Below are 25,443 nucleotides of genomic sequence, written 5' to 3' on the forward strand. Positions count from 1 at the left end.
GCAAACAATAAGAGGTATAACCCATGAATGTAAGTGAAAACTTAATTAGCAACGGTCTTAAACATGTTTTAGAAAGCACGCCAGTCAATAGCTGCTATATGTTGAATGACCAAGGTAAAGAAGTACCAATCACAACTGCAATGATTCGTTCAGTATGTCATCAGTTGCTTAACCAGTGCCGCGCAATTAAAAAATAAGGGGCCATTTTAAAGCCCCTTAATTTTTTCTAACTCGCTGAATGATGTTTCAGCTGTTTCTCTTCAATAATTTCTTCGAACCGTTGAATTTCATCTTCAAGATGCGTTAAAAGGTTTTGCATTTTAGGCAAAGCATTTCGACATGCTGTTAAACCTACTTCAAGCTTATCCAGATAGCTCGTCATTGTAATATTGAGCGCTTGCCCGTCCATGACAATAGAAGCAGGGTAGAGTGCATCTAATTTCGCACCATTCCAATAAAGCGGCTCACGTGGGCCAGGTACATTGGAAATCACTAAATTGAATGCCTGACGCTTAGGAAGCATCCCAGACATAATGTTAAGTCCAGCTGGACCATAAACAACAGCGCTATAGTTTAAAATCTCATTCGCGGTCATGCGGCTAAAGCGTTGCTTTGAATTTTGCATACTACGACGAATGATCTCGAGCCGCTCTAGAGGCTGGTCTTTATGAGTTCCTAAATTTGCCAAAATCATGGTAATACGATTGCTCACGTCAGAGTCATCTGTGCGTAGGGAAGCAGGAACCATGGCAATAAGAGGCTTTTTAGGCAGGCTGTTGTGACTAATCAGATATTCACGTAAGGCCCCAGAACACACAGCAAGTACGACGTCATTGATCGTTACACCAAGTGCTTTAGAAATTTTTCTAAGACGGCTTAATTCAAAAGATTGGGCTGCAAACCGACGTGAAGCACTTACACGTTGATTTAAAATTGAAACCGGAGCTTGAAAGGTGGAGACGTAATCAGGATTTTTACCCATTTCTTTAAAAATGGTTTGCGATAATTCCTGCATAACTTTAGGGGTCACTTCAAGCTGTGATTTGATACCACCTAAAATACTTTTGATCTTACTTGTGCTTGGTTTTGGTACTTTTAGGCGTTTTGTTCTTTTACTTTCTACACACCAAAGTGGAACCACATGTTTTTCTTCCGGCGTTTTTGACAATGACTTCTCAATTAAGCGCATGCCTGCAACACCATCAACCATGGCATGATGAATCTTAAAGTACATCGCGAAACGATTGCCTTCGATCCCTTCAATAATGTCACACGTCCAAAGTGGTTTTGCACGATCAATTAAAGAGCTGTGCTGCTGGGAAATATAAACCAGTAATTCACGAATTCGGCCAGGATGAGGCAAGGCAATATGGCGAAAATGGTGGTCGATATCGAACTCTTCATCTTCATCCCAAAATAGACCATTTAAACGATTATTGAAGGGTGGGACAGGAATACTTTTAGATTGGCGAATTTCTTCTACTAAATCATGAACGAAAGTTTCAGGGGCATTTTCAGGTATTTCAAATAAAAACAATCCGCCAACATGCATCGGTTGTTGTCTTTTTTCTAGTGATAGAAAAATAAAATCAATAGGGTGTAATGGACGCATAACTCGTTGTGCCTCATGCTTTTTTCTAAGAAGCCCTTAACTGAGCTCTTATTAGAATTATAGAACCGTAAATTTAGTATATAGCGTTTATTACAGATTAAATATGACTTTGTGTACGAGATATAACTGTAAAAAAAACCACTGATTCATCAGTGGTTTTTTTATACCGAACTATTTTTTCAAGTTACCTGCATGTAAGCCACATTCTTTTTGTGTTGCTTCTTCCCACCACCAACGGCCTTCACGTTCATGTTGATTTGGAAGTACTGGACGTGTACATGGCTCACAACCAATCGAAACAAAACCACGCTCGTGTAGAGGGTTATATGGAATTTCCATCATGCGGATATAACTCCACACATCGGCGCTAGACCAGTTCGCGAGCGGATTATATTTAATGAGTTGCTTACCCGGACCAGAGAAGCCTGCATCAGCTTGTACCACTGGAATTTCCGTACGTGTACCAGGGCTTTGATCTTTACGCTGACCTGTAATCCAGCCATCTAAGGTCGCCAGTTTCTTACGTAAAGGTTGAACTTTTCGTATGCCACAGCATTCTTGATGTCCATCTTTAAAGAAGCTAAATAAGCCTTTTTCATTCACCATGCTTTGCACAGCTTCCGCATCAGGGAAGCAAATCTCGATATTAATATTGTAGTGCTTACGAACAGTTTCAATAAATTGATAAGTTTCAGGGTGTAGACGGCCTGTATCAAGACTAAAAACACGGAAAGGTTTACCTAAACGTGAAGCCATATCAATTAAGACTACATCTTCTGCTCCAGAGAACGAAATTGCGATTTCACCTTGTTGGCTTAATGCAAGTTCTAGAATCTCGCGCGGACTTTTAGCTGCATATTCAGCCGCGAGAGCATCAACGATATCAATAGTCGGAATAACGGTCATGGGTGTTCCTGGCAAAAGGCTTGGGCGCATTGAGTTATGAAAAATATTCTAAAGGATAGTGAATAAATTGCTTAGCACTTTAATTTCGATCCTTATGAATAAAATTGATTTGATCAATAACAACGCAAAACTGAAAATCTTAATGGTATGATACAGCAATTTTTAACCAACGTTGGAAGCATTCATGGAAATCGTATGCCTAGATCTTGAAGGAGTTTTAGTTCCTGAAATTTGGATCAATTTCGCAAAAAAAACAGGGATTAAAGAACTAGAAGCAACAACTCGTGATATTCCGGATTATGATGTTTTAATGACTCAGCGTCTGAATATCCTAAAACAACACGGTTTAGGCTTAAAAGACATCCAAGAAGTTATTGCCGAGATGGGGCCACTACCAGGTGCAAAAGAGTTTGTTGAATGGGTGAGCAATCATTTCCAGCTGGTCATTTTGTCGGATACTTTCTATGAGTTTGCTCATCCTTTAATGAAGCAATTAGGCTGGCCAACAATTTTCTGTCATAAATTAGAGACAGATGAAAATGGTATGATTACCGCTTATAAACTTCGCCAACCTGACCAAAAACGTGAGTCGGTTAAAGCACTACATGGTTTGAATTTCCGTGTGATTGCAGCAGGTGATTCATATAATGATACAACGATGCTTGGTGAAGCCGACCATGGTTTCTTGTTTGATGCGCCTGCAAATGTTATTGCGGAGTTTCCGCAGTTTCCTGCAATCAATGGTTATGATGCATTAAAAGAAGCAATCCGTTCTGTTTCACAGCGCAATATTCCTGCTTAAGCAAGAAAAAATAGACAATAAAAAAGGCGCTTATAGCGCCTTTTTTATTTAGATTAGTTTTTGAAACTTAGAATTTATAACCAAGTTTTAAACCGTAAGCGATAGCATTGTTATCAGAGAAGTCTGCAACATATTGATCACTACCTGCTTGCGCACCTGTTTGAGCTTTAGCATCACCCAACCAGAAGTATTTTACACCACCAGCAATGAAAGTTTGAGGAGTAGGGCTATATTGAACACCTAAACCTACGTTCCAGTAACCTTCTGTTGGTCCTAATGTTGTTACAGGATTACCTGCTCCAGAGTCCCAACCTACAGAGACATTACCAGCCCATTTATCATTAAGTTTACGGCCTACACCAGCGTTTACAGACCATTGGTCATCAGAATATTCAACTAGGTTGAAGCCATTTGGACGTCCAACAAGACCACCTACAGCTTCTGAGACTTTGCCAAATTTATATGGCTGAATTGAGAAATCTTTCCAGTTCACCCAGCGTACATTGGCAAACGCAACTGTATCAGCCATGATACCTGTTTGAAAATCAAGGTTAACAGACTGTGGTGTTGTGATTGTAGTTTTACCAGATGAATTAATTGCTTGAAGTTTAGATGCTGGAACGTCTAAACCAGCCAATACTGAAGTAAGACCAGGGAAATTCAATAAAGATAGATTTTCATTAATATCCACTTTATGGTCAATTTCAGAACGATAAGTTAAAGATGCTCTAAGTGCGATTTCAGGAATCTGATAAGCTGCCCCTGCTAACCATCCAGCACCTGTAGTTTCTTTAATATCTGCATCATAACCATTATAAAGACTATAAGCTTGACCTCGTAAACTTACATTACCTTTAACGGTTTGTAATACAGGGCCTGCATAGAAGTTAAAGTTTTTAGTTGGTTGATAACCAAATACAAAAGATAAGTTTTGTGTATCAACTTTAACTTTAGTTCCACCAGTCCCTAAATATCCATTAGCAGCTGTCAAAGCTTTAGATAAATCTTGGAACTTCTGACTTGCTACCACTTCCTTTTTTGCTAAAGCTAAAGTTTGGTCATTAACAGGCAAACCTTTAGCTTCTAAAGCTTCTTTTGCTTTTTTAGTCACTATCCCATCAATCGCAGTGGCTGATAAAACAGAATCAGAACCTGGCTGAGAAACGAATACGTTATTACCTGAATATTCTGCATCTGCTCCAAATGGTTGATCGTAGAGTAGACCGAAAGAAAATTGGTCATTAATTTGTAATTTTAATGCAGCACTTGGGAAGTAGTAGTCATTCGCCATATCGCCAATATCACGACGTGTGGCACTAGATCCAGCTTCTTTACCAGCTACATCAGGATCTAGAACAGAAATACCTGCTTCAAAGTAATTACCAGGTTGGAAGAACGCAGACATTGACTGTCCAGAGCGATCTAAAGCTGCTGCAAAAACCCCAGTTGCAGGCAGCGTTGCTAAAATCATTGCAGTGCTCAGATGTTTTAATTTCATTTTTAATCTTTCCTTGAACTTCAAGACATTTTTTTAAAAGTAACAGAGTTAAACCGTTTAAACTGTGTTGCCTTCAGTGCTTTGAATTACAAGTTTCAAAGCATTGATAACTCCATGTAACAAAAATAGCATAATTACACTAAGAGTAAATCTGTTCTATGAACTGCAGAGTACTCACTTTTTATACAAAAAATGGCAATAATGAATGAAATATGAAGGAATATTTTTGTTGTTTAATTAATTTAAATAATTGATATTTATATTTTTTATCTATTATTAAAGTTGCTTGTTTTTATGACATTTTTGTCATAAATCCAAGAAAAATGGTCAAAGATTTTTTTGTAAAAATATGAATTGATTGATTATGAAATGAGTATTGGTCATCATTTTTAATGGATAAGTCTAGTTTCTCTACACATGTATATTATTGATTCGGTTTTATATTGTTATTTATTAGATAAAAATTGAGAGTATTTCCTTTACTATTTGGTCAAATTTTTTGAGGAATTAATTGCTGGATTTAAGCTTGCTTTATTTAAGGGATAACCGAAATAGAAAAGAAATCGGTTATCGCGCCTTTTAGATTTAAAACATAGCATTAGAGGGGATATAACTTTTCATCAAATTCTTCAAGTTTAGGAAATTTTAATGGTTCAAGTTGGTCAAGGTGAGTGAGATAAGTGACATAGTCCTCAAGAATAGTTTCACGTGCTTCTTGGCTAATGTAAGGTACATGGTAGGCAATGAATGGGGGAAGAACTTCAAAGCCAGTATAAGCCAAAGTACCGCGTTGAATCGGTGATAGATAATGTTCAATTGGCCCGTGAATAGAATTTTCCCCAAACATATGTGTTCTACCACCGAGTGTTAAACAGAGCATTGCTTTTTTACCTGCCATGCCACCATGGTTGTAAAACCGCTTACCCCCATAAAAAAGTCCAGAGACAAATACACGATCAATCCAGCCTTTTAAAATTGCTGGAACAGAAGTCCAATAAAGTGGAAAGTTCAAGATTACTAGATCGGCACGGTTTACTTTGTCAATTTCTGCTTGAATATCAGGAGACAAAAGTTGTTGTTTTGTGGCATTTCGCTGTTCTAATGCATAGTTAAAATAATCAGGTTGATTGAGTTCTAAAAAATCTTCCTTAGAGGCAACAGGATTAAACTGCATTGCATATAAATCGGAAATTTCTACTTGATGGCCCAATTTTTTAAAGGTTTGTTGAGCTGCCGTTTTTAGGGAAGTTGTAAAAGACAGAGGTTCTGGATGAGCATGAACAATCAGGATATTCATAGTGGCTTTACTCTTAAAGATAAGATTAGTTTTTAGTGGAATGTCGGAGAGTTAAGTCAGTTTGTCTTAAGTGACTATGCCTGAATTTAAAAGCATGGCATAGTTCAAGAACTGACAGTTTTTACCATTTAACGCCACAATTACGCTTTCTAGTGGGCCGCTCATGACTCCAGAATTACCCGGAACTTATATTAATTTATTAGCAGAGATCGTTAAGCGCAGAGGTATCTCTTGTGAGCAGTTTTTAGAGGGTAGTGGATTAACACCGGAACAATTAAAAAAACCGTATTGGTATGTTGAGTTTAATACCTTAAATAACTTACTTGAGCATGCGATTCAACTCACTCATGAGCCAGCATTAGCGGGTTATTTGGCGTTGGAAATGAAAGCTTCTTGTTATGGTTCTGTTGGTATGGCAGCCATGGTGTCTGCAAATCTTGGAGAGGCTTTAAAAATACTTGAACAATTTATTGGTTCACGTTGTGATGCCTTTAAACCTGAGTTAAAGCAAGAGCAAGACGATGTTTACTGGTCTATTCATCAACCTTTAAAAAGTTTTCAATTAAGTTCAGATGCGACTATTTTTTTGTTGTTAGGTTTTATTCACATCGCAAAACATCTAACAGGGTTATCTTCTTTAGGTACAGTGCAATTGAATATGCCCGAACCACTAGGTTTTTCAAAAATAAAAGATAAATTAGGCGTAAGTTGTTTATTTGACCAAAAACATAATATTTGGATTTTTCCAAAAGAATATTTAATGCAGCCTGTACTCACGGCTGATCCTATGCTGGCACCTTTACTGAAAGCACAGTGTAAAAAAGATATTGATAAATTGAAGTTCCGAAGTGGATGGAAAGCAGAAATTAGCCAAGTAATAAAAAAATTATTGATCAATAGTCAGGGGGAAATATTAAAAGTTAAGCAAGTTGCCCAAATGATGAATATGTCAGAACGTAGCCTACAGCGGTATTTAGCAATAGAGAATACAAGCTTCTCAGCATTAGTTGATTTAACTCGAAAGCAATATGCACAAGAACTTTTGCAAAATAGTTTAATGTCAATTGAATCTGTGGCATTAAGTTTAGGCTATGCCGATACATCCCATTTCACCCGCGCTTTTAAACGCTGGATGGGTGTAACACCGAAGTATTATCAAACTCAGTTAAAACTAAAAAATTTAGATATAAGTGAATAATCAAGAAGACTACAAATTTGAAAGTGGTCTTCTAGCCCTATCTTAATTTGTTAACTCTTGTTTTGATGAAAGTGTATGAATTACTTCAAAATATCTCGGTGGAGTGGGCACATGCCCACGTTCTCTTAATATTTTGTGCATACGCGGTAATTTAAAATATGGAACAGACGCCATTAAATGATGTTCCATGTGGTAATTGACATGAATAGGGGCCACAAAGCTTCTCGCAATCCAACCTGCACGTGTGGTACGAGTATTGGTTAAAGCAGTATTGCTGGTTTGCATACCTGCATGTTCTGCCATTGAACGAATTCTTAAAAATAATGGAAATGGTGTCAAATAAGCCAAAGGCCATAACCAATAAAAACGTTGTTGACCACAAGCTTTTAAAACACCATAAAGTACTAGGTTGGTTGCAATAGCGCCTGTACTGTTTTTTGCAATACTCTTTGCATATTCAACGAAATTTTTATCACTGCGGTCTAACCAGATTTGATCATTGGCTACAGTCCATTTCATGATATCAAGGTCCATCAACACACGGCCTAAGCTAAACTTTAATCCTGTTATACCGGTTAAGTCGCGTAAGAATTTACGAGTAAGAGATTTTTTACTGACAGGAAAGCCTGCAACTAAAGAAAGATCTGGGTCATCTGGTGTAGATGTTTTTGCGTGATGACGAACATGGTGTACACGATATTTTTGTAGGTCGTTCCAGATTGGGCGGGCACATAGCCACTCTCCAACGAAATCATTTATTTTCTTATTTTTGAATAAACTTTTATGGGATGCATCGTGCATTAAAATTGCGAGGCATAACTGACGGCCAGCTAAAACAGCTAGAGCAAGCATACATGCTAATAATTTCCCCCAACTCGGTAAGTAATCCCACATCATAATTAAGCTGGCAAATGTTCCTCCAATAACAGCCCATGTGCTAGCAACGGCCCAAGCGCCATATGCATCTGAAGGTTCTGTAAGCTCTTGTATTTCTTCTCTGCTAAATAGATCGGTAACACTCACCTGTGCATTCATTTTTATTCTCCCAAATTAGAGTTTGGTATCCATATTTTATATTACAAATATAGTCATAAAAATTTAAAAAGTGAAATATTTGTTTGTAAAAAAATAAATCAGATGGCTATAAATTTAATTCCTGTTCATATATTTTTTTCCAAAGTTTCTGGCCAATTGCATCTAGTTGCTGTACATCTTGAGCAAATTGATTACGAGCAGATTCATTTACAAATGGTGCGGGTAATAATGGGTCATTCATGAGTAAGGCAATTGTTTCCCTTCCTAAAAGAAGTGCCTTGACTGCTGCATCGTTTAAAGGGGAGTGAGCATAATTTTCAAGCCAGTGTGTAATATCTCGGCTATACATTTCATAATTTTTTTCGAGTTGTTTGGTATCCCATAAAGAAAAAATTTGCTTAAGCGTTGTTGAGTCGACATGTTGAATAATACAAATTTTTGCTTCTTTCTCTAGCCCTGCTAAAACAAGCTCATCACAGGTTTTTTCAAAGCTATAAGCTAAATTGTCTGGGCGGATGTAAATACCAGTTTCCAGCTCTTTAAAACCAAATTGACGAAGTGCACGTTCCCGTTTTTTTAGTGCTGTTCGGTCTATGCGGCCTAAAGTTCCTGTAAACACGGCAAGATAATGCTGCTGCCATTCTTTAGTTTGTTTAATTCCATTTTTACGATTGAGAATAACTTTTGCCCAATCTTTTGCAGATGGAGAAAGTTGATAGATTCCGCGTTCTACGCTCTGGATCATACCTTCATTTAACAAGCGTGTTGTCGCAACTCGAATACCATTTTCACTTAAGTTAAAAAGTTTAGCTGCAACCAAAATTTGTTTGATACTGAGCTGAGGATAAGCGGAAGAAAGAAAGAGGTCGATAATAAGATGACGTGCGTTAATTTTGGTATTTTTCATTCAGTCTGAATTTTTGATATGAGTTGTATTTAGTTGGAATAATAACATGTTTTTTTAAGGACTTTTTAAGATGATTTTCTAAACTCATCTATTGTAAAAGACTCATCTATAACAAAAGAAAATTTGGCCATTTTTAACCAAGTTTTATCTTTTTACGATAGTTAACCTAAGTTTGTCATTATGATGTGATACATTATCGCACTTTAAATAAACTGCCTTTCACTAGAGGCAATAACCACAAATGCTAGAAATGATCTGATATTGAACATGTGTTGAGCTAAATAAAAAGCTAACTGTGGCAATAAAATAAATTTTAGATCGTTCTAGTGATTAACTAACTTTCTTTGAGCAAGTTATGGAAAATTTTGAAGTTATAAAAGCACTGTTTCTAGGCTTTGTTGAAGGCTTAACTGAATTTTTACCTATTTCGAGTACTGGTCATTTAATTTTATTTGGTCATATTATCGATTTCCATTCAGATGGTGGTCGTGTCTTTGAAGTAGTGATCCAGTTAGGTGCTATTCTGGCAGTGTGTTGGTTATATCGTCAGAAAATCATTAACTTAATCAAAGGTTTTTTTAGTGGTGATGTCGAGTCACGCCATTTTGCCATTAGTGTCTTAATTGCTTTTTTCCCGGCAGTGATTATTGGCGTTTTAGCTGTAGACTTTATTAAAAGTGTTTTATTTAGCCCAATTGTAGTTGCGATTGCTCTGATTGTCGGCGCGCTTATTATTTTCTGGGTTGAATCTAAACAATTTGAACATAAAACGGATGATGATGCGACCAAGATCACGTTTAAACAGGCGCTTTTAGTAGGTCTGGCTCAATGTGTTGCGATGATTCCTGGGACTTCTCGTTCAGGTGCGACAATTGTAGGCGGGATGTTTGCAGGCTTGTCTCGTAAGGCTGCAACAGAGTTTTCTTTTTTCCTTGCAATGCCGACCATGCTAGGTGCAGCAACTTTTGACCTAATTAAAAATGCTGATGTGTTGACTTCAGACAATATGGTTAATATTGGAGTGGGTTTTGTTGCGGCATTTATTGCTGCTTTATTGGTTGTAAAAGCACTCGTACTCTTCGTTGAGCGTCATACATTACGTGTATTTGCATGGTATCGAATTGTATTAGGTGTGATTATCCTAATTGCTGCTATGTTCTTTAACTTATCTGCTTAATAGTCAGATTAAGGATAAAAACCTAGAGAAATCTAGGTTTTTTTATGCCTAAAAATAGCTTTAACTTGCTTATTTATACAAAGTACTACCAAGAAATACTTTTTCCTTTTAGTTTGATTGATATAGTAAATCTTAAATAGCCCGTAAAAAATAAAGCAATGCAACAGAATGACTTGACGAAAAGTTTGGTAGAGGCTTTTTTGTATTTGGCTCCTCAAGAAGGGCTATATCCCACTCATATTTCAAATATCACCCTGATGAGGGTAGATCATTCCACACAGCCGGTTGCTGTATTGCAAGAGCCTTCCATCGTTCTAGTCATTCAGGGTGTAAAACGGGCTTATATCGGAAAAGATATTTTTAAGTTTCAACAAGGACAGTGTTTATTTATCTCAATTGCTATCCCTTTTGATTGCGATACGTTGGTTGAGCGTGAACCAATGCTTGCAATTGCGATTAAATTTGAACCTCAAATGATGGCTGAGCTGGCGACTAAAATGGATAAAGAGCAGCGACCACTTATAGAAGATTTTGATAACAAAGAGATAAAACTGAGCTGTGGTTTAAATATTATTGAAATGAACTCGGTTATATCTGATGTTGCTTTACGCTTGTTGAACTTACTTCGTTCCAAGCAAGATACTGCAATCTTAGGAGAGCAGGTGAAACGCGAACTTATTTATCGGGTTTTACAAGCTGGCGGTAGTGATTTTATCCAGAACCTTTCGGCTATTATGAGTCGAAGTGGAGTGATTTATACGATTTGTGAAATTATTCAAAGGGATTATTATCGTAACTTAACGGTTCAGGAGTTGGCTAAACAAGCAGGAATGAGCGTTTCGCTTTTTCATCAAGCTTTTAAGAAAGTTACCAACTATTCTCCATTACAGTACATCAAAATTACTCGGTTACATAAGGCACGTGATCTAATCCTAAATAACCAAATGGGCGTTGCAGAAGCTGCCTATGAGGTAGGATATGTGAGTGCCTCACAGTTTAGCCGAGAGTTTAAGCGGCTGTTTGGAGTTCCACCTAAATTATCAACAAACTAAAGTAAATCAACACGTCTTAAATATAAACCAAACATGGAGCATATCAATGAATCTTCCGACAACCATGAAAATTGTTGAAATTACGGTTCCTGGCGGACCTGAGGTTTTAAAACTTCAAGATTCAAATGTTCCGGTACCTCAAGCTGATGAAGTTTTAATTGAGGTTAAAGCCGCTGGAATTAACCGCCCTGACGTCTTACAGCGTATGGGGTTATATCCAATGCCTAAAGGGGTTACTCAAATCCCTGGACTTGAAGTCGCTGGAGTAGTGGTTGCTGTGGGTGAGCAAGTGCAACAGTTTAAAGTCGGGGACAAGGTTTGTGCTTTAACCAATGGTGGCGGGTATGCAGAATACTGTGCGGTAACTGCAACTCAAGTATTGCCAATACCTGAGAATTTATCATTTACTCAAGCTGCTGCGATTCCAGAAACATTCTTTACGGTTTGGGCAAATCTTTTTGATATTGGCCGTTTAAAGAAAGATGAAACTGCCCTGATTCATGGCGGTGCAAGTGGGATCGGAACCACTGCTTTAGCGATTTGCCATGCTTTAGGTATTAAAACTTTTGCTACGGTTGGTAGTGAAGATAAAGTTGAAGCACTCTCTGATTTAACCACAGCAATTAATTATAAAACCCAAGATTTTGAGCAGGAAATTTTGAACCATACTCAACAACAAGGTGTTGATGTTATTTTGGATATTGTGGGTGGTTCTTATTTTCAGAAAAACTTAAATCTATTAAAACGTGATGGCCGACTTGTCATTATTGGCTTTATGGGAGGTCGAATTGCAAAAGAATTTGATTTACAAAAACTGATTTTAAAACGCGCAACGATTACAGGCTCAACGATGCGAGCTCGTAATAGCCAAGAAAAAGCACAGATTGCTCAATCTTTACATGAACATGTGTGGCCGTTATTGGAGCAAGGCAAGTGTTTACCACAAATCTATAAAACCTATGCTTTTTCAGATGTACAAAGTGCTCATGCATGTATGGAGCAGGGCGACCATATTGGAAAGATCGTTTTAGAGATGAATGCTTAATCTTATCTGTGACAGTTTAGGTGAATGACATATTTGCCTAAACTGAAATTTTATAATTATTAATTGTGCCTATTTCTATATAAAAATTGCCAAATTCTATTGGCTTGTTGCACCTGTTTCTTGATCTGAATATACATTTACTAAGAAATAATAACTGTCTTAAAGCTGTTATTTCGCTCTTCAATTCTAAAGGATGGTAACCATGAATACCCCAGCATCAAATGATAAAAATCCAACTCCAGATTTAGCTGAAGATAATGCGTTCTTCCCATCACTATATTCACTGAGTCAATATACTTCTCCTAAAACAGATTACGATGGCACAACCTATCCAACGCCGTATGCGGGCAATAAAAAGGTTTTAATGATTGCAACTGATGAACGCTATATCCAGATGCAAAACGGTAAGTTCTTTTCTACCGGAAACCATCCAGTAGAAATGCTTTTGCCAATGTTCCATTTAGATAATGCTGGATTTGAAATTGATGTTGCGACACTTTCAGGTAATCCAGCCAAACTTGAAATGTGGGCAATGCCAAAGCAAGAACAAGTAGTATTAGATACTTTCCAGAAATATGCAGATAAATTAAAAAATCCGTTAAAACTTGCCGATATTTTAGAAAATGTAGTCGGTGAAAACTCTCCATATGCGGCTGTATTTATTCCGGGTGGGCATGGGGTGTTAGCTAAGATTCCGCATAGCCTTGAAGTGAAGAAAGTTCTTAAATGGGCAGTTGAACAAGACAAATTTATTATTACGTTATGTCATGGTCCAGCTTCGTTACTGGCTGCCGCAGTAGATGAACAGCCTGAGAATTATATTTTTAAAGATTATCAAATTTGTGTATTCCCTGATTCGTTAGATAAGGGAGCGAATATTGATATTGGTTACATGCCTGGAGCTTTACCGTGGTTAGTCGGTGAAAACCTTGAAAAGCTCGGCGTGAAGATTTTGAATACTGGCATTACTGGTCAATGTCATCGAGACCGTAAATTGTTAACGGGCGATAGTCCGCTTGCTTCTAATAATTTAGGCAAACTTGCAGCTGAAACATTGCTGGCTGAAGTGAAGGATTAATTCACTAAAAGTGTGCGCCCTGCGGGACTCGAACCCACGTCGGTCGCTTAGGAGGCAACTGCTCTATCCAGTTAAGCTAAGGGCGCATAATTTTCTGATTATAAACAAAAAAGCCATTGCCGAGGCAATGACTTTTTATGGTTTTAAGTACAAGCTGTTAGATTACTGTTCTTTGGCATTGAGTACTTTAAACAAAATAAACATGAGAACGATCCAAATAGGAATCATCATTACTGATTCTTTAAAGCCCTGACTCCACATAATGTAGAGTACTACAGCAATAAAACCTAAAACCAGATAGTTACTAAACGGTGCCCAAAGTGCAGGAAAGTGAGTTTTTTGACCGAGTTTTTTCATTGCTGATTTAAACTTGAGGTGAGTCATACTGATCATCGCCCAGTTCAATACCAGTGCTCCAACAACAATGTACATTAAGTGGCTTAAAGCATCTTCTGGTACAAAGTAATTTAAAAGAACACAGCCAAAAATGAGTAATGCCGATAGCAAAACTGCTGGTACAGGTACACCTTGTTTATTTACTTTCTTGAAAATTTTTGGTGCATTGCCTTGTTGAGCTAAACCGTAAAGCATACGGCTATTTGCAAACATCCCACTGTTATAAACAGAGAGAGCAGCGGTTAAAATAATAAAGTTCAGTAAATGTGCAGCCCAACCAATACCCATTTGACTAAAAATCATAACAAATGGACTTTTATCGAGTCCGCCTAGATCTAATTGGTTCCACGGCACTAATGAAAGTAAGATCGCTAGTGAACCGATATAGAAAATCAAGATACGGAAAACAACTTGGTTAATTGCTTTTGGAATGGTTTTTTTCGGATCTTTTGCTTCTGCCGCGGCCATACCAATCAGTTCAATACCACCAAAGGCGAACATCAAGAAAGCCAACATATAGAAGAGGCCACTAAAGCCATTTGGAAAAAATCCACCATGAGACCAAAGGTTACTAAACGAAATGCTTGAACCTACATCTGCTGTAAATAGCAAATAAAGGCCAAAAACAATCATAGAGATAACCGCAGCAACTTTAATAATAGCGAGCCAGAATTCGGACTCACCATAAAATTTGACGTTTGTTAGGTTAATTGCCGTAATCACGACAAAGAAAAATAAGACAGACGTCCATGCTGGAATATGAGGCCACCAGTAATTAATATATTTGGCTACCGCGGTGAGTTCACTCATCGCAACCAGAACATAGAGCATCCAATAATTCCATCCAGCTAAAAATCCGGGAAATTTCCCCCAGTATTTATACGCAAAATGGCTGAACGATCCTGCAACAGGTTCTTCAACAATCATTTCTCCCAGGTGGCGCATAATTAAAAAAGCAATTAAGCCACCAATGGCATATCCTAAAATAATGGATGGTCCCGCAGATTGAATCACTTGCGCCGAGCCTAAAAATAATCCGGTACCAATTGCTCCACCCATAGCAATTAATTGGATATGTCGATTTTTTAGTCCTCGTTGAAGTGTAGAAGATTCGTTGGTCAAAGGTCTTCACTCACAATGAATAAGTAAATTATTCTAATAGATGGATTTATTTTAGCCTAGACTACAATTGAACAAGGGATGACTGTAAAGTAACTATAAAAAATATTTAAAATCATAAACTTGCTTTTAATCGTGTTAAATTGGTTGAAAAATCTTCCAAAAATATATTTTTTGATAGACTTTTTTTCTTATGATTTTGCTTTATTCGGTCATTGCAGGCATGAATTGAAATTTCCAAAATAAACCCGCGTCAATACGATTGATGTATAAAAGTAGAGTGCTATCTCTTGATCATAAAACGATTTAAGATGAAGCGAATGACTAAACAAGTCTGCTTGTTTTGAGATATAAAAACACAATAGTAAGGATAACAGTTGATATGAGCTTCGTACCGCAAATTAAAATTCCAGCAACTTACATGCGTGGTGGAACCAGTAAAGGTGTATTCTTTAAACTTGATGATTTGCCGGAAAAAGCTCAAGTTGCAGGTCAAGCAAGAGATCAACTCTTGCTACGTGTCATTGGTAGCCCAGACCCTTATGGAAAACAAATTGATGGAATGGGTGGAGCGACTTCGAGTACCAGTAAAACCGTTATTCTCGCTAAAAGTACACAGCCAGATCATGATGTCGACTATTTGTTTGGGCAGGTTTCAATTGATCAAGCTTTTGTAGACTGGAGTGGTAACTGCGGTAATTTGACAGCTGCGGTTGGTTCATTTGCGATTTCAAATGGTTTGGTTGATGCCGATCGTATTCCTGAAAATGGCCTCTGTACTGTTCGAATTTGGCAAAAAAATATTCAAAAAACTATTATTGCGCATGTACCTATCACCAATGGCCAAGTTCAAGAAACTGGCGACTTTGAGCTAGATGGGGTAACTTTCCCTGCCGCTGAAGTTCAAATTGAGTTTTTAGACCCTGCCGATGATGGTGAAGAGGGCGGTGATATGTTCCCGACAGGGAATGTTGTTGACCAATTAGATGTTCCAGAGCTTGGTAGTTTTCAAGCCACATTTATTAATGCCGGTATTCCAACCATTTTCTTAAATGCAGAAGATTTAGGCTACGAAGGTACTGAATTACAAGATCATATTAATGGTGATGCAGCAGCATTAGCACGTTTTGAAAAAATTCGTGCCTATGGTGCAGTTCAGATGGGCTTAATTAAAGATATTTCAGAAGCAGCCGCACGTCAGCACACACCAAAAATTGCTTTTGTCTCTAAACCAAAAAATTACGCAGCTTCAAGCGGTAAAAACGTTTCAGAGAACGATGTCGACTTACTCGTTCGAGCTTTGTCGATGGGCAAACTTCACCATGCCATGATGGGAACAGCAGCGGTAGCAATTGGTACAGCGGCTGCGATTCCAGGCTCTTTAGTAAATTTAGCGGCTGGTGGTGGAGAACGTGAAGCAGTACGTTTTGGACATCCATCTGGAACATTACGTGTTGGTGCCCAAGCTGAACTTACAAATGGCCAATGGGTGGTGAAAAAAGCCATTATGAGTCGTAGTGCGCGTGTGTTAATGGAAGGTTGGGTACGCGTTCCGGGTGACAGTTTCTAAAAGTCATTTAAATGAAAAGCCTCTCTACCCTAGAGAGGCTTTTTACTTCTGACATCCATAACTCATCACGCACTTTTTACAGTGAATCGTGTATGATGTAGCACATGAATGTTTCATCACATTCAATAAAATTTCTCTACTGATTTTATCGAGGCGACTGTGTCATCACTCTCTCAAGTTAATGCGGATGTTTTAAAACAAGCTCAACAACGTATTCAACAAGATTTATTGACGACACTGGCTGCATTCTCAATTCCCGAACCTTTAAAAAGCGCTGTACACCATGCAGTTATGCTCGGTGGAAAACGTGTGCGCCCGGCTTTGTGTTACGCTACAGCTTCTTTACAAGATAATCCAAATTTTGCGGCTGCTCGCCGTGCTGCGGTTGCTGTTGAACTCATCCATTGTTATTCCTTAGCACATGATGACCTGCCTTGTATGGACAATGATTTGCTTCGCCGTGGTCAGCCAACGTGTCATGTTGCATTTGGTGAAGATACCGCGTTACTTGCGGGTGACATTTTACAATCGATGGCATTTGAAGTTTTAGGGAGCCGTTTGTTTGATGAACAAGGGCAGGGAACCGATGCTGCAATTGTCTTAAAGCAAATTCAAATTTTAGCTACAGCTAGTTCTAAAATGGTTTGTGGACAGGTTTTAGACTTACAAGCCGAAGCTAAGCAAATTTCTCAAGACGAACTAGAGAATATTCACCGTAATAAAACGGGTGCGCTTATTCAGGCTGCCATTATGATGGGGGCAGTGACAATTTTCTCGGGTACAGATCAGGCAATTCCAAAACTACGTCAATATGGTCAAGCAATTGGGCTGGCTTTTCAGGTCCAAGATGATATTTTGGATATTACGTCGAGCACTGAAACTTTAGGCAAAACCGCTGGTAAAGATGAACAAGTACAAAAATCGACTTATCCTGCTCTAATGGGACTAGAGCAAGCACAGATTTATGCCAAAGAATTGCATGATCAAGCTTTCGAAGCTTTAGCGCATTTCGGTGAAAACGCAAAAGAATTAGTTGAGATTTCACAATTCCTGTTAGCTCGTACTAATTAATAAAAACATAAATCAATCTTCATACTTTTATTCATATTTAATGAATACGGGAGAAAAGAATGAATGGTGTACAGCTTCATCAACTCGCAATAGAGGCGGCGCGTAATCTCCCTTTTAGTGAGCAAACTCATCCATTTGGCCCAGAGTATGAAGTTTTTAAAATTTTAGAAAAAATGTTTATGCTGACAGTGGAAGTGTCTGGCGTAAAAATGATTAATGTCAAATGTGACCCTTATAAAAGTCAGGAATATCAGGAACTCTATCCATTTATTATTCCCGGCTATCACATGAATAAAAAACACTGGATTTCGATTAAACCGCATAAAAATTTAACAAGCGATTTTCTCCGAGATTTGATTCGCGACTCTTATGACTTGGTCGTAAAAAAGCTTCCTGTGAAAGATCAGAAAAGATTAAACAACCAATAATATAAAAGAAAAACGGCGACATGATTGTCGCCGTTTTGATTTCAATGGCTTATTTGAAGCAATTAAATTAATTATGCTTTCCCATAATGCCACGAATTGTATTTAAAACATCGGCAGGTAACACAACAGTTTTAGCATTGCTTGATTTCGCCATCTCTTGCATTGCTTTGACGTATTGTTCACCTAACAGGTAAGCAACAGGAATTTCTTTATCACCTACGGCACTTGTTACCATTTCAATCGCTTTTTGAGAAGCTTCTGCTAAAACAACCTGCGCTTCGGCATCACGGCGAGATGCTTCTAAACGACCATCTGCTTCTAAAATTGCAGCTTGTTTCTCACCATCAGCTTTGGTAACTGTAGCACGACGTTGACGTTCAGCAGCGGCTTGAGCTTCCATGGCAGCTTGCATGGTTGAAGATGGCTGAATATCTTGAATTTCTACTGTTTTTAAAGTGATACCCCAATCTGAAATATCATCAGAAATCGCAGCTTTTAGTTTAGCTTTAATGTGATCTCGTGAAGATAGGGCATCGTCTAGATCCATTTCACCGACAATTGAACGTAGTGAAGTCTGTACAAGATTTTGTATGGCCCATGTATAGTTTTCAATACCGTACACCGCTTTTTCAGGTGTAGTCAGATTGATATACGCCACGGCATTCATGAGTAATACAGCATTGTCACGGGTAATGACTTCTTGTGATGGAATATCAAGCACAATATCTTTAGTAGTGACTTTATATGCTACATCATCAATATAAGGAATAACGAAGTTAAGCCCCGGGTTAAGCGTAGAATGATATTTTCCTAAACGCTGAACAATCCATTTATAGCCTTGAGGAACAATACGTACCCCTTTAAAAATGGTAACAGCAACAAAAGCCAAAAAGGCTAAAACAATAATAGTACCAACTGGCATGAAAATAACCTCTCTTTATCTTTAATGTTTATGAAGTGCTGTGGGGCTGAACAATTAAGTCATTACCCGAAATATCAATGACTCGAACCCGATCACCGACCTTAACAGGGATGGTGCTTCGGCAGTTCCATTCATCGGCCCCTAAAATAGGCATAGGGAAACGAACAATAATTTGGTCATGAGCAAGTTCGGTCTGAATCACCATACCAATTTGCCCAATCGTCGCTTCTCGAGGTAAACCTGCTTTAGTTTTATCAATAGATAAAGGCTTAATAAATTTAAACCAGAGAAGGGTACATAGCACCGATAACACAATCCACAGCACTATTTGAGTAGTAAGGCTGATATCTGGAAATAACCAATAGAGAAAGCAAACCATTATGGCTGCAATACCAAACCAGAGAGCGGCAAAGGCAGGGAGAATCAGCTCAGAAAGAATAAGTAAGATACCCAATACAAACCAGTGCCAAGGTTCTACAACAAACTCCATAGATCTGCTCTTTTATATGTCTTTATGATGGGTAAAAGTGATTTCATATCACTTTTACCACTGTAGCAGATGATGGAGAGTGTGGATAGAAAAAAACCACCTCAATTAAAATTTAGGACGTGGCGCAGGCTTAAATGCGGCTGGAGATTTTTTGAAATTTGCAATTGCAGTTTCAATTTGGCGAATTTGACCTTGAGCAGCTTTTTCGCCTTCTAAAATAGCTTCATTACTTGATTTTAAATCGAGTGTACCTAAATGCCCAACTTTAGGCTGAATCACCACGTTAGCTTGCTTTAACTCTTCATTAATACTTTGTTGACCCATAATATTAATGGTTTGATCAAGCAATCCCCACATATTCGCAGGTCGGTTTCCTGCCGGACGTGCAGAAATATCAACTGCAATCACAATATCAGCACCCATATCACGTGCTGTTTTGACCGGAATTGGGCTAACCAGTCCGCCATCTACATATTTCTGCTTACCAATGGTTGCTGGTACAAATACATTGGGAATACTGCATGATGCACGAACAGCTTGTCCTGCATTACCTTTAATAAAGTCTGCTTTTTGGCCATTATCAAGACGAGTTGCTACCGCTGCAAAACGAATTGGGAATTTCTCAATAGGCTTGTTACCCACGTTACGGTTAACATAGTCCTGTAGCTTTTGCCCAAGAATAATACCTTGGCGATTCAGGGTTAAATCGCGGATATCAGACTCTTGCAATTTGAGCGCAAGATTTTGGAGTTGATAAGGCGTTTGTCCACTGGCATAGATACTGCCTACGAAGCTACCGGCACTTGTACCCGTAACAATTTTCGGTTTAATACCATGTGATTCTAAAACCTTGATGACACCAATATGTGAAAATCCTTTTGCTCCACCGCCACCCAATGCAAGTGCAATCACTGGTTCGCGCGCTTTAACTGAAGTGGTCGGTGTTGGTGTTTTGCTGAACTTATCACAGCCGAATAGGGCTAAAGAGATAAATCCGATACTGGCAAATTGAGCAATTTTCATCTTTGAAAAACAATCTATGGCAAGATAAATTAAGATGGCCCATCAGACCAGATTCGTTCAATTTTTGCTAGGTTTTTTTCACAAGATTTTGTAAAGGCTCTGCAAGCCAATTACGATTTTTCGGTGATATTTTTCCTTCATAACGTTCAAAAATCTTGGCGAGATCTTCATCATAATTTCCGCTTGGAGTTAAATAGCCTAAGCTGTGAATAGTCTTACGGTCATAATCAAAAGAAAACATCACAATAGGAATATTGGCTTTTGCAGCAATATGGTAAAAACCACTCTTCATTTTTTTTGCTTTCTTACGTGTGCCTTCTGGCGCCATTCCAATCCAGATCTTGTCATACTGTTGAATAGTCGCAACGACTTGTTCAGTCAGACCATTGGCCGAGTCACGTTTTACAGGAATAACACCCGCCCAATCTAAAACCCGTTTAAAAGGTGGCTTAAATAAACTGTCTTTACCTAGCACCGTAATTTGGATACCGAGTCCAAAAATGGCAAGAAAACCATACCAACCATCAATATTGGATGTATGTGGAGAAATAATGGCTACAGCTTTAGGAAAGTTGGGAACTTCACCTTCTATGGTCCAGCCTTGTGCCAAAAAGAGTTTTTTAAATAATGCTCGACTTAAAGCATTACCACGTTGGGGAACTTGAGACGGTAGATTAGGGAAATGTTGTTCCATATTTTTAAGTTTTAAATCATCCTTTGTTTTATCTTAATCTTTTGAAATCTGCGCTTCATTGGCAAAATGTAAGACCACGCATGGTATTTCATGTTATTACCGCACAAATAAATAAAAGTAGGTATATATGTTCCGACAGCAAAATCTTTATCTTTTGCTCTTTTCCTTATATTGGGCACAAGGTTTGCCTGTAGGTTTTATGACGCATGCCTTACCTGTCATATTAAGAGCTCAAGGTGTATCTCTTGCCCATATTGGTGGTTTTGGGCTGCTCATGTTGCCTTGGTCAATCAAAATATTTTGGGCGCCGTGGGTAGATCGACATGCTATTTCACATTTAGGTCACTATCGTAGCTGGATTTTACCTGCTCAGTTTTTGACGGTGGGTGTACTTTGTATTTTATCTTTTTTCCCTATACAAGTTTTAGATCAGCCTCTTTATCTCTTTATATTTTTTATTACGCTGTTATTTATGAACTTAACAGGCGCAACTCAAGATATTGCGACCGATGCTTTAGCGGTCAATTTATTGCAACACGATCAGCAACATTGGGGAAATACTTTTCAAGTTGTAGGTTCACGACTTGGTTTTATTGTCGGCGGGGGAGCCGTGTTATGGTGCCTAGACTGGTTATCATGGCAGCCGACTTTTCTGTTATTAGCCGCTTTGGTCTTTATTAATACCTTACCTATTTTACTATTTAAAGAGCCATCTCATACTTCTCATTCACCTCATCAATATAGCCAACCAAGTCTAGTTACAAAGATTAAAGCTTACTTGGGGTACTTCTCTCAAAATAAGGAACTTCGTTCTTGGTTAATCGTCCTTATAACTTTTAAGGCTGCAGATGGTTTAGCCGGGCCATTACTTAAACCTTTAATGGTGGATATGGGTTTAAGTTTTACTCAGATTGGTATTTACATCACCATGCTTGGGGCTGTTGCTGCTTTATTGGGGGCACTTATTGCTGGGTGGATGTTAAAACATATTTCTAGGTCCACAGCATTAATGACTTTTTCGATATTAAAAATTATGAGTTTAGGGGGCTATGTGTATTTAGCTTATGCTTATGAACAAAAGGTAAAGATAAATGTATGGCTTATCTATGCTGTAAATGCCCTGGAAGATGCCTTTGCTGCCATGCTACTAGTTGTGATGTTAACTTTGGTTATGCATTACAGTCGAAAAAACTATGCGGGTACCGATTTTACTTTTCAGGTTTCAGTCATGGCGACAGTCAGTGGTGGTCTTTACAGCTTTAGTGGAGTCATTGCAGATGCGCTTGGTTATTTCCATTATTTGATAGCTATTGTCAGTATTGCGGTACTCTTTTTAATTCCTATTTACTTATGGAAAGTTGCCAAAACTGTATAAAAAATAACTTTAAGTAGATGAAATAAAGAGACTTAAATATAACTAAGCTGCACTAAAAAATCATACTTATATTTTTAGCCAATCTTTTAAAAATGTATATTTTTGGCTATTTAAATGGCTTATTAATTGTGCCATCTTGTTTGGAAAGCAAAAGGAAGCTGCAAGGAGAAAAGTGGATGCAAATAACAAGAAAAATCATGTGAATCAAATAAGACTGGCAAAAAAATATTCATTTAGATTGGATATTAGCCTAAAGTCTAAAAAAGAATAATGAAATAATGATTTAATCATTCTATAAGATAAGAGAGTTGTGTAGGATTCGTTACAACATGAAGTTAAGGTAAAGGTTCTGTAAACCAAAAAGTAAATGCTGATTCTTTTGGACCGGAATTTTTAATCTTACCCAGCGTTAAAATTGGTTTTGATTGCGGTAATAAAATTAATGCAATCAAATTTGGAGGATGGTTGATTCTTTAGTGCTTAATGGTCACACGAGTCAACTTGGCATGGACAGGCAGCATAAAATATATTTTTAGGAGTCTTTGATGGATCTATTCCTTAATCGTAAATCGTTTGTTGTTAAAAGTTTAGCTATTACAGTAACAGCTTTAATGATGAGTGGGGCAAATGCGGCAACTTCTGATAAAGAGGAAATTCGAAAGCTTCGTCAAGAAGTTGAAGCATTAAAAGCATTAGTTCAAGAACAACGTCAAGTACAGCAACAACAGCAACAAGTACAGCAGCAACAGCAAGTACAGTTAGCTGAAGTAAAAGCACAACCTCAACCTGTGGCAGCACCAGTGTCTCCATTAGCAGGATTTAAATCTAAAGCTGGCGCTGATGTGAACCTTTATGGTTTTGTTCGTGGCGATGCTAACTATATTATTGAAGGTGCAGACAACGACTTTGGTAAAGTAGCTGAATCAAAAGGGGAAGCTACTGATAAAATTCGTGCGACTGCTAAAACAACTCGTCTAGGCTTAGATTTCACAGCTCCAGTAAATGAGGCTAAAGTCGGTGGTAAACTCGAAGTCGATTTTGCTGGTTCAACAACAGATTCAAATGGCTCATTGCGTGTTCGTCATGCTTATGTAACATATAACAACTGGTTATTTGGTCAAACAACTTCAAACTTCTTGGCTAACCATGCACCAGAAATGATCGACTTCTCGACAAACATTGGTGGTGGTACTACTCGTGTTCCACAAGTACGCTATAACTACAAACTAGGACCAACAACACAATTGTTTGTAGCGGCTGAAAAGGGTGATAGCACTGGTCTTACTGGTACAAAAGATAAAGATAATAATTGGGTAAATGATAGTATCAAATATAGTTTGCCAGTATTAACTGCTAAAATCACTCAAGGCTATGCAGATGGTAAAGGTTCGGCTTCTGCTCGTGCATTAGTTGAAAATTATAAATCAAAAGCTGGTAGTGACAACCAAACAGGTTGGGGGGTTGCTGTTGGTACCGACTTTAAAGTGTCTGATCCTTTAAAACTCTTTGCTGATGCATCGTATGTTGTAGGTAATAGTAACTATCTATATGGTAGTAATAAGGCCTATACCGTAGTTGATGGGGATATTGAGCAAAATAAATTTGTAGCTGTACAAGTAGGCGGTACTTATAAGATTTTACCTAACTTACGTTCTACTTTAGCTTACGGTGCTCAATTCGCTGATGACGGTACTGATTATGCAACAGCATATAAAGATGGAAATGAAAAAGTTCAACAAGCGTGGATCAACTTTATCTATACGCCAGTTAAACCAATTGATTTAGGCGTTGAGTATGTAAACGGTAAGCGTGATACATTTGAAGGTAAGTCTTACAAAGATAACCGTGTTGGTTTAATGGCTAAATATAGCTTCTAAGAACGATTTTTAGCTAAAAATAGAAAAGGCGAGGTTAAACTTATCCTCGTCTTTTCTATTTGTTAAATTTAAAAAAATAATGATGAATTAAGGCCTCTGAATTAGATCATTTTTTATTTAAGTCATTTTTAAGTTTCAATTTCTACATTAAAGCATCATAAAAAGATTGTAGTCACTCACGATGCTGAATTTTTTTTCAACATTAAGAAATAAACAGATTTCTCTGTTTATGTTTAATCTCATTATAGCCATTTGGCTAGGTGCAATTTTAAATATTGGTTTTTATCATCAAGTCCATACTTTAACTCCATATTTTGGAGTAAAGGCTATTTTGTTTTTAGCTGCTACTCTCGTAATTCTTGTTGCTACCTATTATGCGGTTTTACAAATCTTAAATTGGAAATGGACTGCCAAAATCTTTGCAATTTTATTGATATTTATTGGTGGCTTTAGCTCTTATTTTGTAAACACATTGGGTGTCATTATTTCACCTGACCAAATTCAAAACATGGTCCAGACAGATGTTTCAGAAGTTACCGATCTAATTTCTTTACGCTTTGTTTTATGGACAGTTTTTTTTGTTATTTTACCCATTTTTTTAATTACTCAAGTTAAATTTAAACAAGAAAAAGTATCACGGTTGTTATTGAAGAAAGTATTCTCACTGGTAGCTTCATTTGCAGTGGTCGGTGTTTTACTTTTTACCTACTATGTCGATTTCGCTGCAATATTTCGTGAACATCGTGATTTAAAAGGGATGATTTCACCGCAAAATAGTATTTCATCGCTTATGTCTTATTATCATAAGAAGGCTCCGAAGAAAAATCTGCCTCTTGTGATATATGGACAAGATGCTCATCAAGTTCAGCGC

The 25,443-nt window shown here is 37.8% G+C and carries 24 protein-coding genes and 1 tRNA gene; 13 read left to right on the forward strand and 12 right to left on the reverse strand.

Annotation, left to right across the window (positions count from 1 at the left end):
- Positions 1 to 23 precede the first annotated feature (23 nt).
- Positions 24 to 197, forward strand: coding sequence for a PA1571 family protein (locus R5R67_RS11745; protein WP_001103036.1), 174 nt, complete (start codon positions 24 to 26; stop codon positions 195 to 197).
- A 29-nt stretch (positions 198 to 226) separates the two neighbouring features.
- On the opposite strand, the gene R5R67_RS11750 is transcribed toward R5R67_RS11745, so the two are convergent.
- Positions 227 to 1,612 (reverse strand): WS/DGAT/MGAT family O-acyltransferase, encoded by a 1,386-nt coding sequence (locus R5R67_RS11750; RefSeq protein ID WP_001247579.1) that lies wholly within the window; start codon positions 1,610 to 1,612, stop codon positions 227 to 229.
- Positions 1,613 to 1,783: 171 nt separating this feature from the next.
- Complete coding sequence (locus R5R67_RS11755) at positions 1,784 to 2,518, reverse strand: phosphoadenylyl-sulfate reductase (protein WP_000216076.1); 735 nt, start codon at positions 2,516 to 2,518, stop codon at positions 1,784 to 1,786.
- Positions 2,519 to 2,702: 184 nt separating this feature from the next.
- Between R5R67_RS11755 and thrH the strand changes: the two genes are divergently transcribed.
- Positions 2,703 to 3,320 (forward strand): bifunctional phosphoserine phosphatase/homoserine phosphotransferase ThrH, encoded by a 618-nt coding sequence (thrH, locus tag R5R67_RS11760; protein ID WP_000406996.1) that lies wholly within the window; start codon positions 2,703 to 2,705, stop codon positions 3,318 to 3,320.
- 67 nt (positions 3,321 to 3,387) lie between these two features.
- Here thrH and R5R67_RS11765 read toward each other — a convergent pair whose 3' ends face one another.
- Both R5R67_RS11765 and R5R67_RS11770 read right to left on the reverse strand, forming a co-directional pair.
- On the reverse strand, positions 3,388 to 4,818 hold the full coding sequence (locus tag R5R67_RS11765; protein ID WP_000768263.1) for an OmpP1/FadL family transporter: 1,431 nt from the start codon (positions 4,816 to 4,818) through the stop codon (positions 3,388 to 3,390).
- Positions 4,819 to 5,416: 598 nt separating this feature from the next.
- The gene (locus R5R67_RS11770; RefSeq protein ID WP_001023271.1) at positions 5,417 to 6,115 is read right to left on the reverse strand and encodes an NAD(P)H-dependent oxidoreductase; all 699 of its coding nucleotides are present in this window, start codon (positions 6,113 to 6,115) and stop codon (positions 5,417 to 5,419) included.
- Between the two features lie 163 nt (positions 6,116 to 6,278).
- On the opposite strand from R5R67_RS11770, the gene R5R67_RS11775 reads away from it, so the two are divergent.
- Positions 6,279 to 7,313, forward strand: a complete 1,035-nt coding sequence (locus tag R5R67_RS11775; RefSeq protein ID WP_000187139.1) for an AraC family transcriptional regulator — start codon at positions 6,279 to 6,281, stop codon at positions 7,311 to 7,313.
- 42 nt (positions 7,314 to 7,355) lie between these two features.
- On the opposite strand, the gene R5R67_RS11780 is transcribed toward R5R67_RS11775, so the two are convergent.
- Both R5R67_RS11780 and R5R67_RS11785 read right to left on the reverse strand, forming a co-directional pair.
- Positions 7,356 to 8,348: a fatty acid desaturase family protein gene (locus R5R67_RS11780; protein ID WP_000993875.1), complete on the reverse strand. Its 993-nt coding sequence runs from the start codon at positions 8,346 to 8,348 to the stop codon at positions 7,356 to 7,358.
- Between the two features lie 106 nt (positions 8,349 to 8,454).
- Complete coding sequence (locus tag R5R67_RS11785) at positions 8,455 to 9,255, reverse strand: PaaX family transcriptional regulator C-terminal domain-containing protein (RefSeq protein ID WP_000799166.1); 801 nt, start codon at positions 9,253 to 9,255, stop codon at positions 8,455 to 8,457.
- Positions 9,256 to 9,610: 355 nt separating this feature from the next.
- Between R5R67_RS11785 and R5R67_RS11790 the strand changes: the two genes are divergently transcribed.
- The 4 genes from R5R67_RS11790 (at position 9,611) to hchA (ending at position 13,607) form a co-directional block, all read left to right on the forward strand.
- A complete protein-coding gene (locus R5R67_RS11790; protein WP_000426933.1) occupies positions 9,611 to 10,432 on the forward strand; it encodes an undecaprenyl-diphosphate phosphatase in 822 nt (273 codons plus the stop codon).
- Positions 10,433 to 10,590: 158 nt separating this feature from the next.
- Complete coding sequence (locus R5R67_RS11795; RefSeq protein WP_001186878.1) at positions 10,591 to 11,484, forward strand: AraC family transcriptional regulator; 894 nt, start codon at positions 10,591 to 10,593, stop codon at positions 11,482 to 11,484.
- Positions 11,485 to 11,530: 46 nt separating this feature from the next.
- Complete coding sequence (locus R5R67_RS11800; RefSeq protein ID WP_001053076.1) at positions 11,531 to 12,529, forward strand: NAD(P)H-quinone oxidoreductase; 999 nt, start codon at positions 11,531 to 11,533, stop codon at positions 12,527 to 12,529.
- Positions 12,530 to 12,731: 202 nt separating this feature from the next.
- On the forward strand, positions 12,732 to 13,607 hold the full coding sequence (gene hchA / locus R5R67_RS11805) for a glyoxalase III HchA (RefSeq protein WP_001095759.1): 876 nt from the start codon (positions 12,732 to 12,734) through the stop codon (positions 13,605 to 13,607).
- A gap of 13 nt (positions 13,608 to 13,620) precedes the next feature.
- On the opposite strand, the gene R5R67_RS11810 is transcribed toward hchA, so the two are convergent.
- Positions 13,621 to 13,693 (reverse strand) — tRNA-Arg (locus R5R67_RS11810).
- Between the two features lie 76 nt (positions 13,694 to 13,769).
- Positions 13,770 to 15,125, reverse strand: coding sequence for an amino acid permease (locus tag R5R67_RS11815; RefSeq protein WP_002016863.1), 1,356 nt, complete (start codon positions 15,123 to 15,125; stop codon positions 13,770 to 13,772).
- Positions 15,126 to 15,504: 379 nt separating this feature from the next.
- Here R5R67_RS11815 and prpF point away from each other — a divergent pair, with 379 nt between their 5' ends.
- The 3 genes from prpF to R5R67_RS11830 all read left to right on the forward strand — a co-directional run bounded on the left by prpF (position 15,505) and on the right by R5R67_RS11830 (position 18,191).
- Positions 15,505 to 16,692 (forward strand): 2-methylaconitate cis-trans isomerase PrpF, encoded by a 1,188-nt coding sequence (gene prpF / locus R5R67_RS11820; RefSeq protein WP_000011472.1) that lies wholly within the window; start codon positions 15,505 to 15,507, stop codon positions 16,690 to 16,692.
- A gap of 159 nt (positions 16,693 to 16,851) precedes the next feature.
- Complete coding sequence (locus R5R67_RS11825) at positions 16,852 to 17,763, forward strand: polyprenyl synthetase family protein (RefSeq protein ID WP_000097113.1); 912 nt, start codon at positions 16,852 to 16,854, stop codon at positions 17,761 to 17,763.
- Between the two features lie 59 nt (positions 17,764 to 17,822).
- Positions 17,823 to 18,191: an MmcQ/YjbR family DNA-binding protein gene (locus tag R5R67_RS11830; RefSeq protein ID WP_001014719.1), complete on the forward strand. Its 369-nt coding sequence runs from the start codon at positions 17,823 to 17,825 to the stop codon at positions 18,189 to 18,191.
- A gap of 67 nt (positions 18,192 to 18,258) precedes the next feature.
- Here the strand turns inward: R5R67_RS11830 and R5R67_RS11835 are convergent, their stop codons facing one another.
- The 4 genes from R5R67_RS11835 to R5R67_RS11850 form a co-directional block, all read right to left on the reverse strand.
- Positions 18,259 to 19,113 carry an SPFH domain-containing protein gene (locus tag R5R67_RS11835; RefSeq protein WP_001143942.1) on the reverse strand — a complete coding sequence of 285 codons (855 nt, stop codon included), beginning with the start codon at positions 19,111 to 19,113 and terminating at the stop codon, positions 18,259 to 18,261.
- A gap of 28 nt (positions 19,114 to 19,141) precedes the next feature.
- On the reverse strand, positions 19,142 to 19,603 hold the full coding sequence (locus R5R67_RS11840) for an NfeD family protein (RefSeq protein WP_000397558.1): 462 nt from the start codon (positions 19,601 to 19,603) through the stop codon (positions 19,142 to 19,144).
- Positions 19,604 to 19,708: 105 nt separating this feature from the next.
- Complete coding sequence (locus R5R67_RS11845; protein ID WP_000684973.1) at positions 19,709 to 20,626, reverse strand: patatin-like phospholipase family protein; 918 nt, start codon at positions 20,624 to 20,626, stop codon at positions 19,709 to 19,711.
- Positions 20,627 to 20,693: 67 nt separating this feature from the next.
- Positions 20,694 to 21,320, reverse strand: a complete 627-nt coding sequence (locus tag R5R67_RS11850) for a lysophospholipid acyltransferase family protein (protein ID WP_000434848.1) — start codon at positions 21,318 to 21,320, stop codon at positions 20,694 to 20,696.
- Between the two features lie 127 nt (positions 21,321 to 21,447).
- Between R5R67_RS11850 and R5R67_RS11855 the strand changes: the two genes are divergently transcribed.
- The 3 genes from R5R67_RS11855 to R5R67_RS11865 form a co-directional block, all read left to right on the forward strand.
- Positions 21,448 to 22,695 carry an MFS transporter gene (locus R5R67_RS11855; protein WP_000489707.1) on the forward strand — a complete coding sequence of 416 codons (1,248 nt, stop codon included), beginning with the start codon at positions 21,448 to 21,450 and terminating at the stop codon, positions 22,693 to 22,695.
- 545 nt (positions 22,696 to 23,240) lie between these two features.
- Positions 23,241 to 24,572 carry a DcaP family trimeric outer membrane transporter gene (locus R5R67_RS11860; protein WP_000362919.1) on the forward strand — a complete coding sequence of 444 codons (1,332 nt, stop codon included), beginning with the start codon at positions 23,241 to 23,243 and terminating at the stop codon, positions 24,570 to 24,572.
- A gap of 181 nt (positions 24,573 to 24,753) precedes the next feature.
- Positions 24,754 to 25,443: phosphoethanolamine transferase domain-containing protein (locus R5R67_RS11865; RefSeq protein ID WP_079283808.1), on the forward strand; the 690-nt coding region annotated here is incomplete at its 3' end.

The sequence above is a fragment of the Acinetobacter sp. OYA S30 genome, assembly GCF_033599315.1.
Lineage (GTDB): Bacteria > Pseudomonadota > Gammaproteobacteria > Pseudomonadales > Moraxellaceae > Acinetobacter > Acinetobacter baumannii.

Bases quoted from the DNA above. Each gene is read 5' to 3' on its own strand.
- R5R67_RS11795 (WP_001186878.1), top strand. From the start codon at position 10,591: ATGCAACAGAATGACTTGACGAAAAGTTTGGTAGAGGCTTTTTTGTAT.
- R5R67_RS11750 (WP_001247579.1), bottom strand. From the start codon at position 1,612: ATGCGTCCATTACACCCTATTGATTTTATTTTTCTATCACTAGAAAAA.
- R5R67_RS11800 (WP_001053076.1), top strand. From the start codon at position 11,531: ATGAATCTTCCGACAACCATGAAAATTGTTGAAATTACGGTTCCTGGC.
- R5R67_RS11755 (WP_000216076.1), bottom strand. From the start codon at position 2,518: ATGACCGTTATTCCGACTATTGATATCGTTGATGCTCTCGCGGCTGAA.
- R5R67_RS11860 (WP_000362919.1), top strand. From the start codon at position 23,241: ATGGATCTATTCCTTAATCGTAAATCGTTTGTTGTTAAAAGTTTAGCT.
- R5R67_RS11855 (WP_000489707.1), top strand. From the start codon at position 21,448: ATGTTCCGACAGCAAAATCTTTATCTTTTGCTCTTTTCCTTATATTGG.
- R5R67_RS11790 (WP_000426933.1), top strand. From the start codon at position 9,611: ATGGAAAATTTTGAAGTTATAAAAGCACTGTTTCTAGGCTTTGTTGAA.
- R5R67_RS11780 (WP_000993875.1), bottom strand. From the start codon at position 8,348: ATGAATGCACAGGTGAGTGTTACCGATCTATTTAGCAGAGAAGAAATA.
- R5R67_RS11830 (WP_001014719.1), top strand. From the start codon at position 17,823: ATGAATGGTGTACAGCTTCATCAACTCGCAATAGAGGCGGCGCGTAAT.
- thrH (WP_000406996.1), top strand. From the start codon at position 2,703: ATGGAAATCGTATGCCTAGATCTTGAAGGAGTTTTAGTTCCTGAAATT.
- R5R67_RS11770 (WP_001023271.1), bottom strand. From the start codon at position 6,115: ATGAATATCCTGATTGTTCATGCTCATCCAGAACCTCTGTCTTTTACA.
- prpF (WP_000011472.1), top strand. From the start codon at position 15,505: ATGAGCTTCGTACCGCAAATTAAAATTCCAGCAACTTACATGCGTGGT.
- R5R67_RS11850 (WP_000434848.1), bottom strand. From the start codon at position 21,320: ATGGAACAACATTTCCCTAATCTACCGTCTCAAGTTCCCCAACGTGGT.
- R5R67_RS11785 (WP_000799166.1), bottom strand. From the start codon at position 9,255: ATGAAAAATACCAAAATTAACGCACGTCATCTTATTATCGACCTCTTT.
- R5R67_RS11840 (WP_000397558.1), bottom strand. From the start codon at position 19,603: ATGGAGTTTGTTGTAGAACCTTGGCACTGGTTTGTATTGGGTATCTTA.
- R5R67_RS11835 (WP_001143942.1), bottom strand. From the start codon at position 19,113: ATGCCAGTTGGTACTATTATTGTTTTAGCCTTTTTGGCTTTTGTTGCT.
- R5R67_RS11775 (WP_000187139.1), top strand. From the start codon at position 6,279: ATGACTCCAGAATTACCCGGAACTTATATTAATTTATTAGCAGAGATC.
- R5R67_RS11765 (WP_000768263.1), bottom strand. From the start codon at position 4,818: ATGAAATTAAAACATCTGAGCACTGCAATGATTTTAGCAACGCTGCCT.
- R5R67_RS11845 (WP_000684973.1), bottom strand. From the start codon at position 20,626: ATGAAAATTGCTCAATTTGCCAGTATCGGATTTATCTCTTTAGCCCTA.
- hchA (WP_001095759.1), top strand. From the start codon at position 12,732: ATGAATACCCCAGCATCAAATGATAAAAATCCAACTCCAGATTTAGCT.
- R5R67_RS11745 (WP_001103036.1), top strand. From the start codon at position 24: ATGAATGTAAGTGAAAACTTAATTAGCAACGGTCTTAAACATGTTTTA.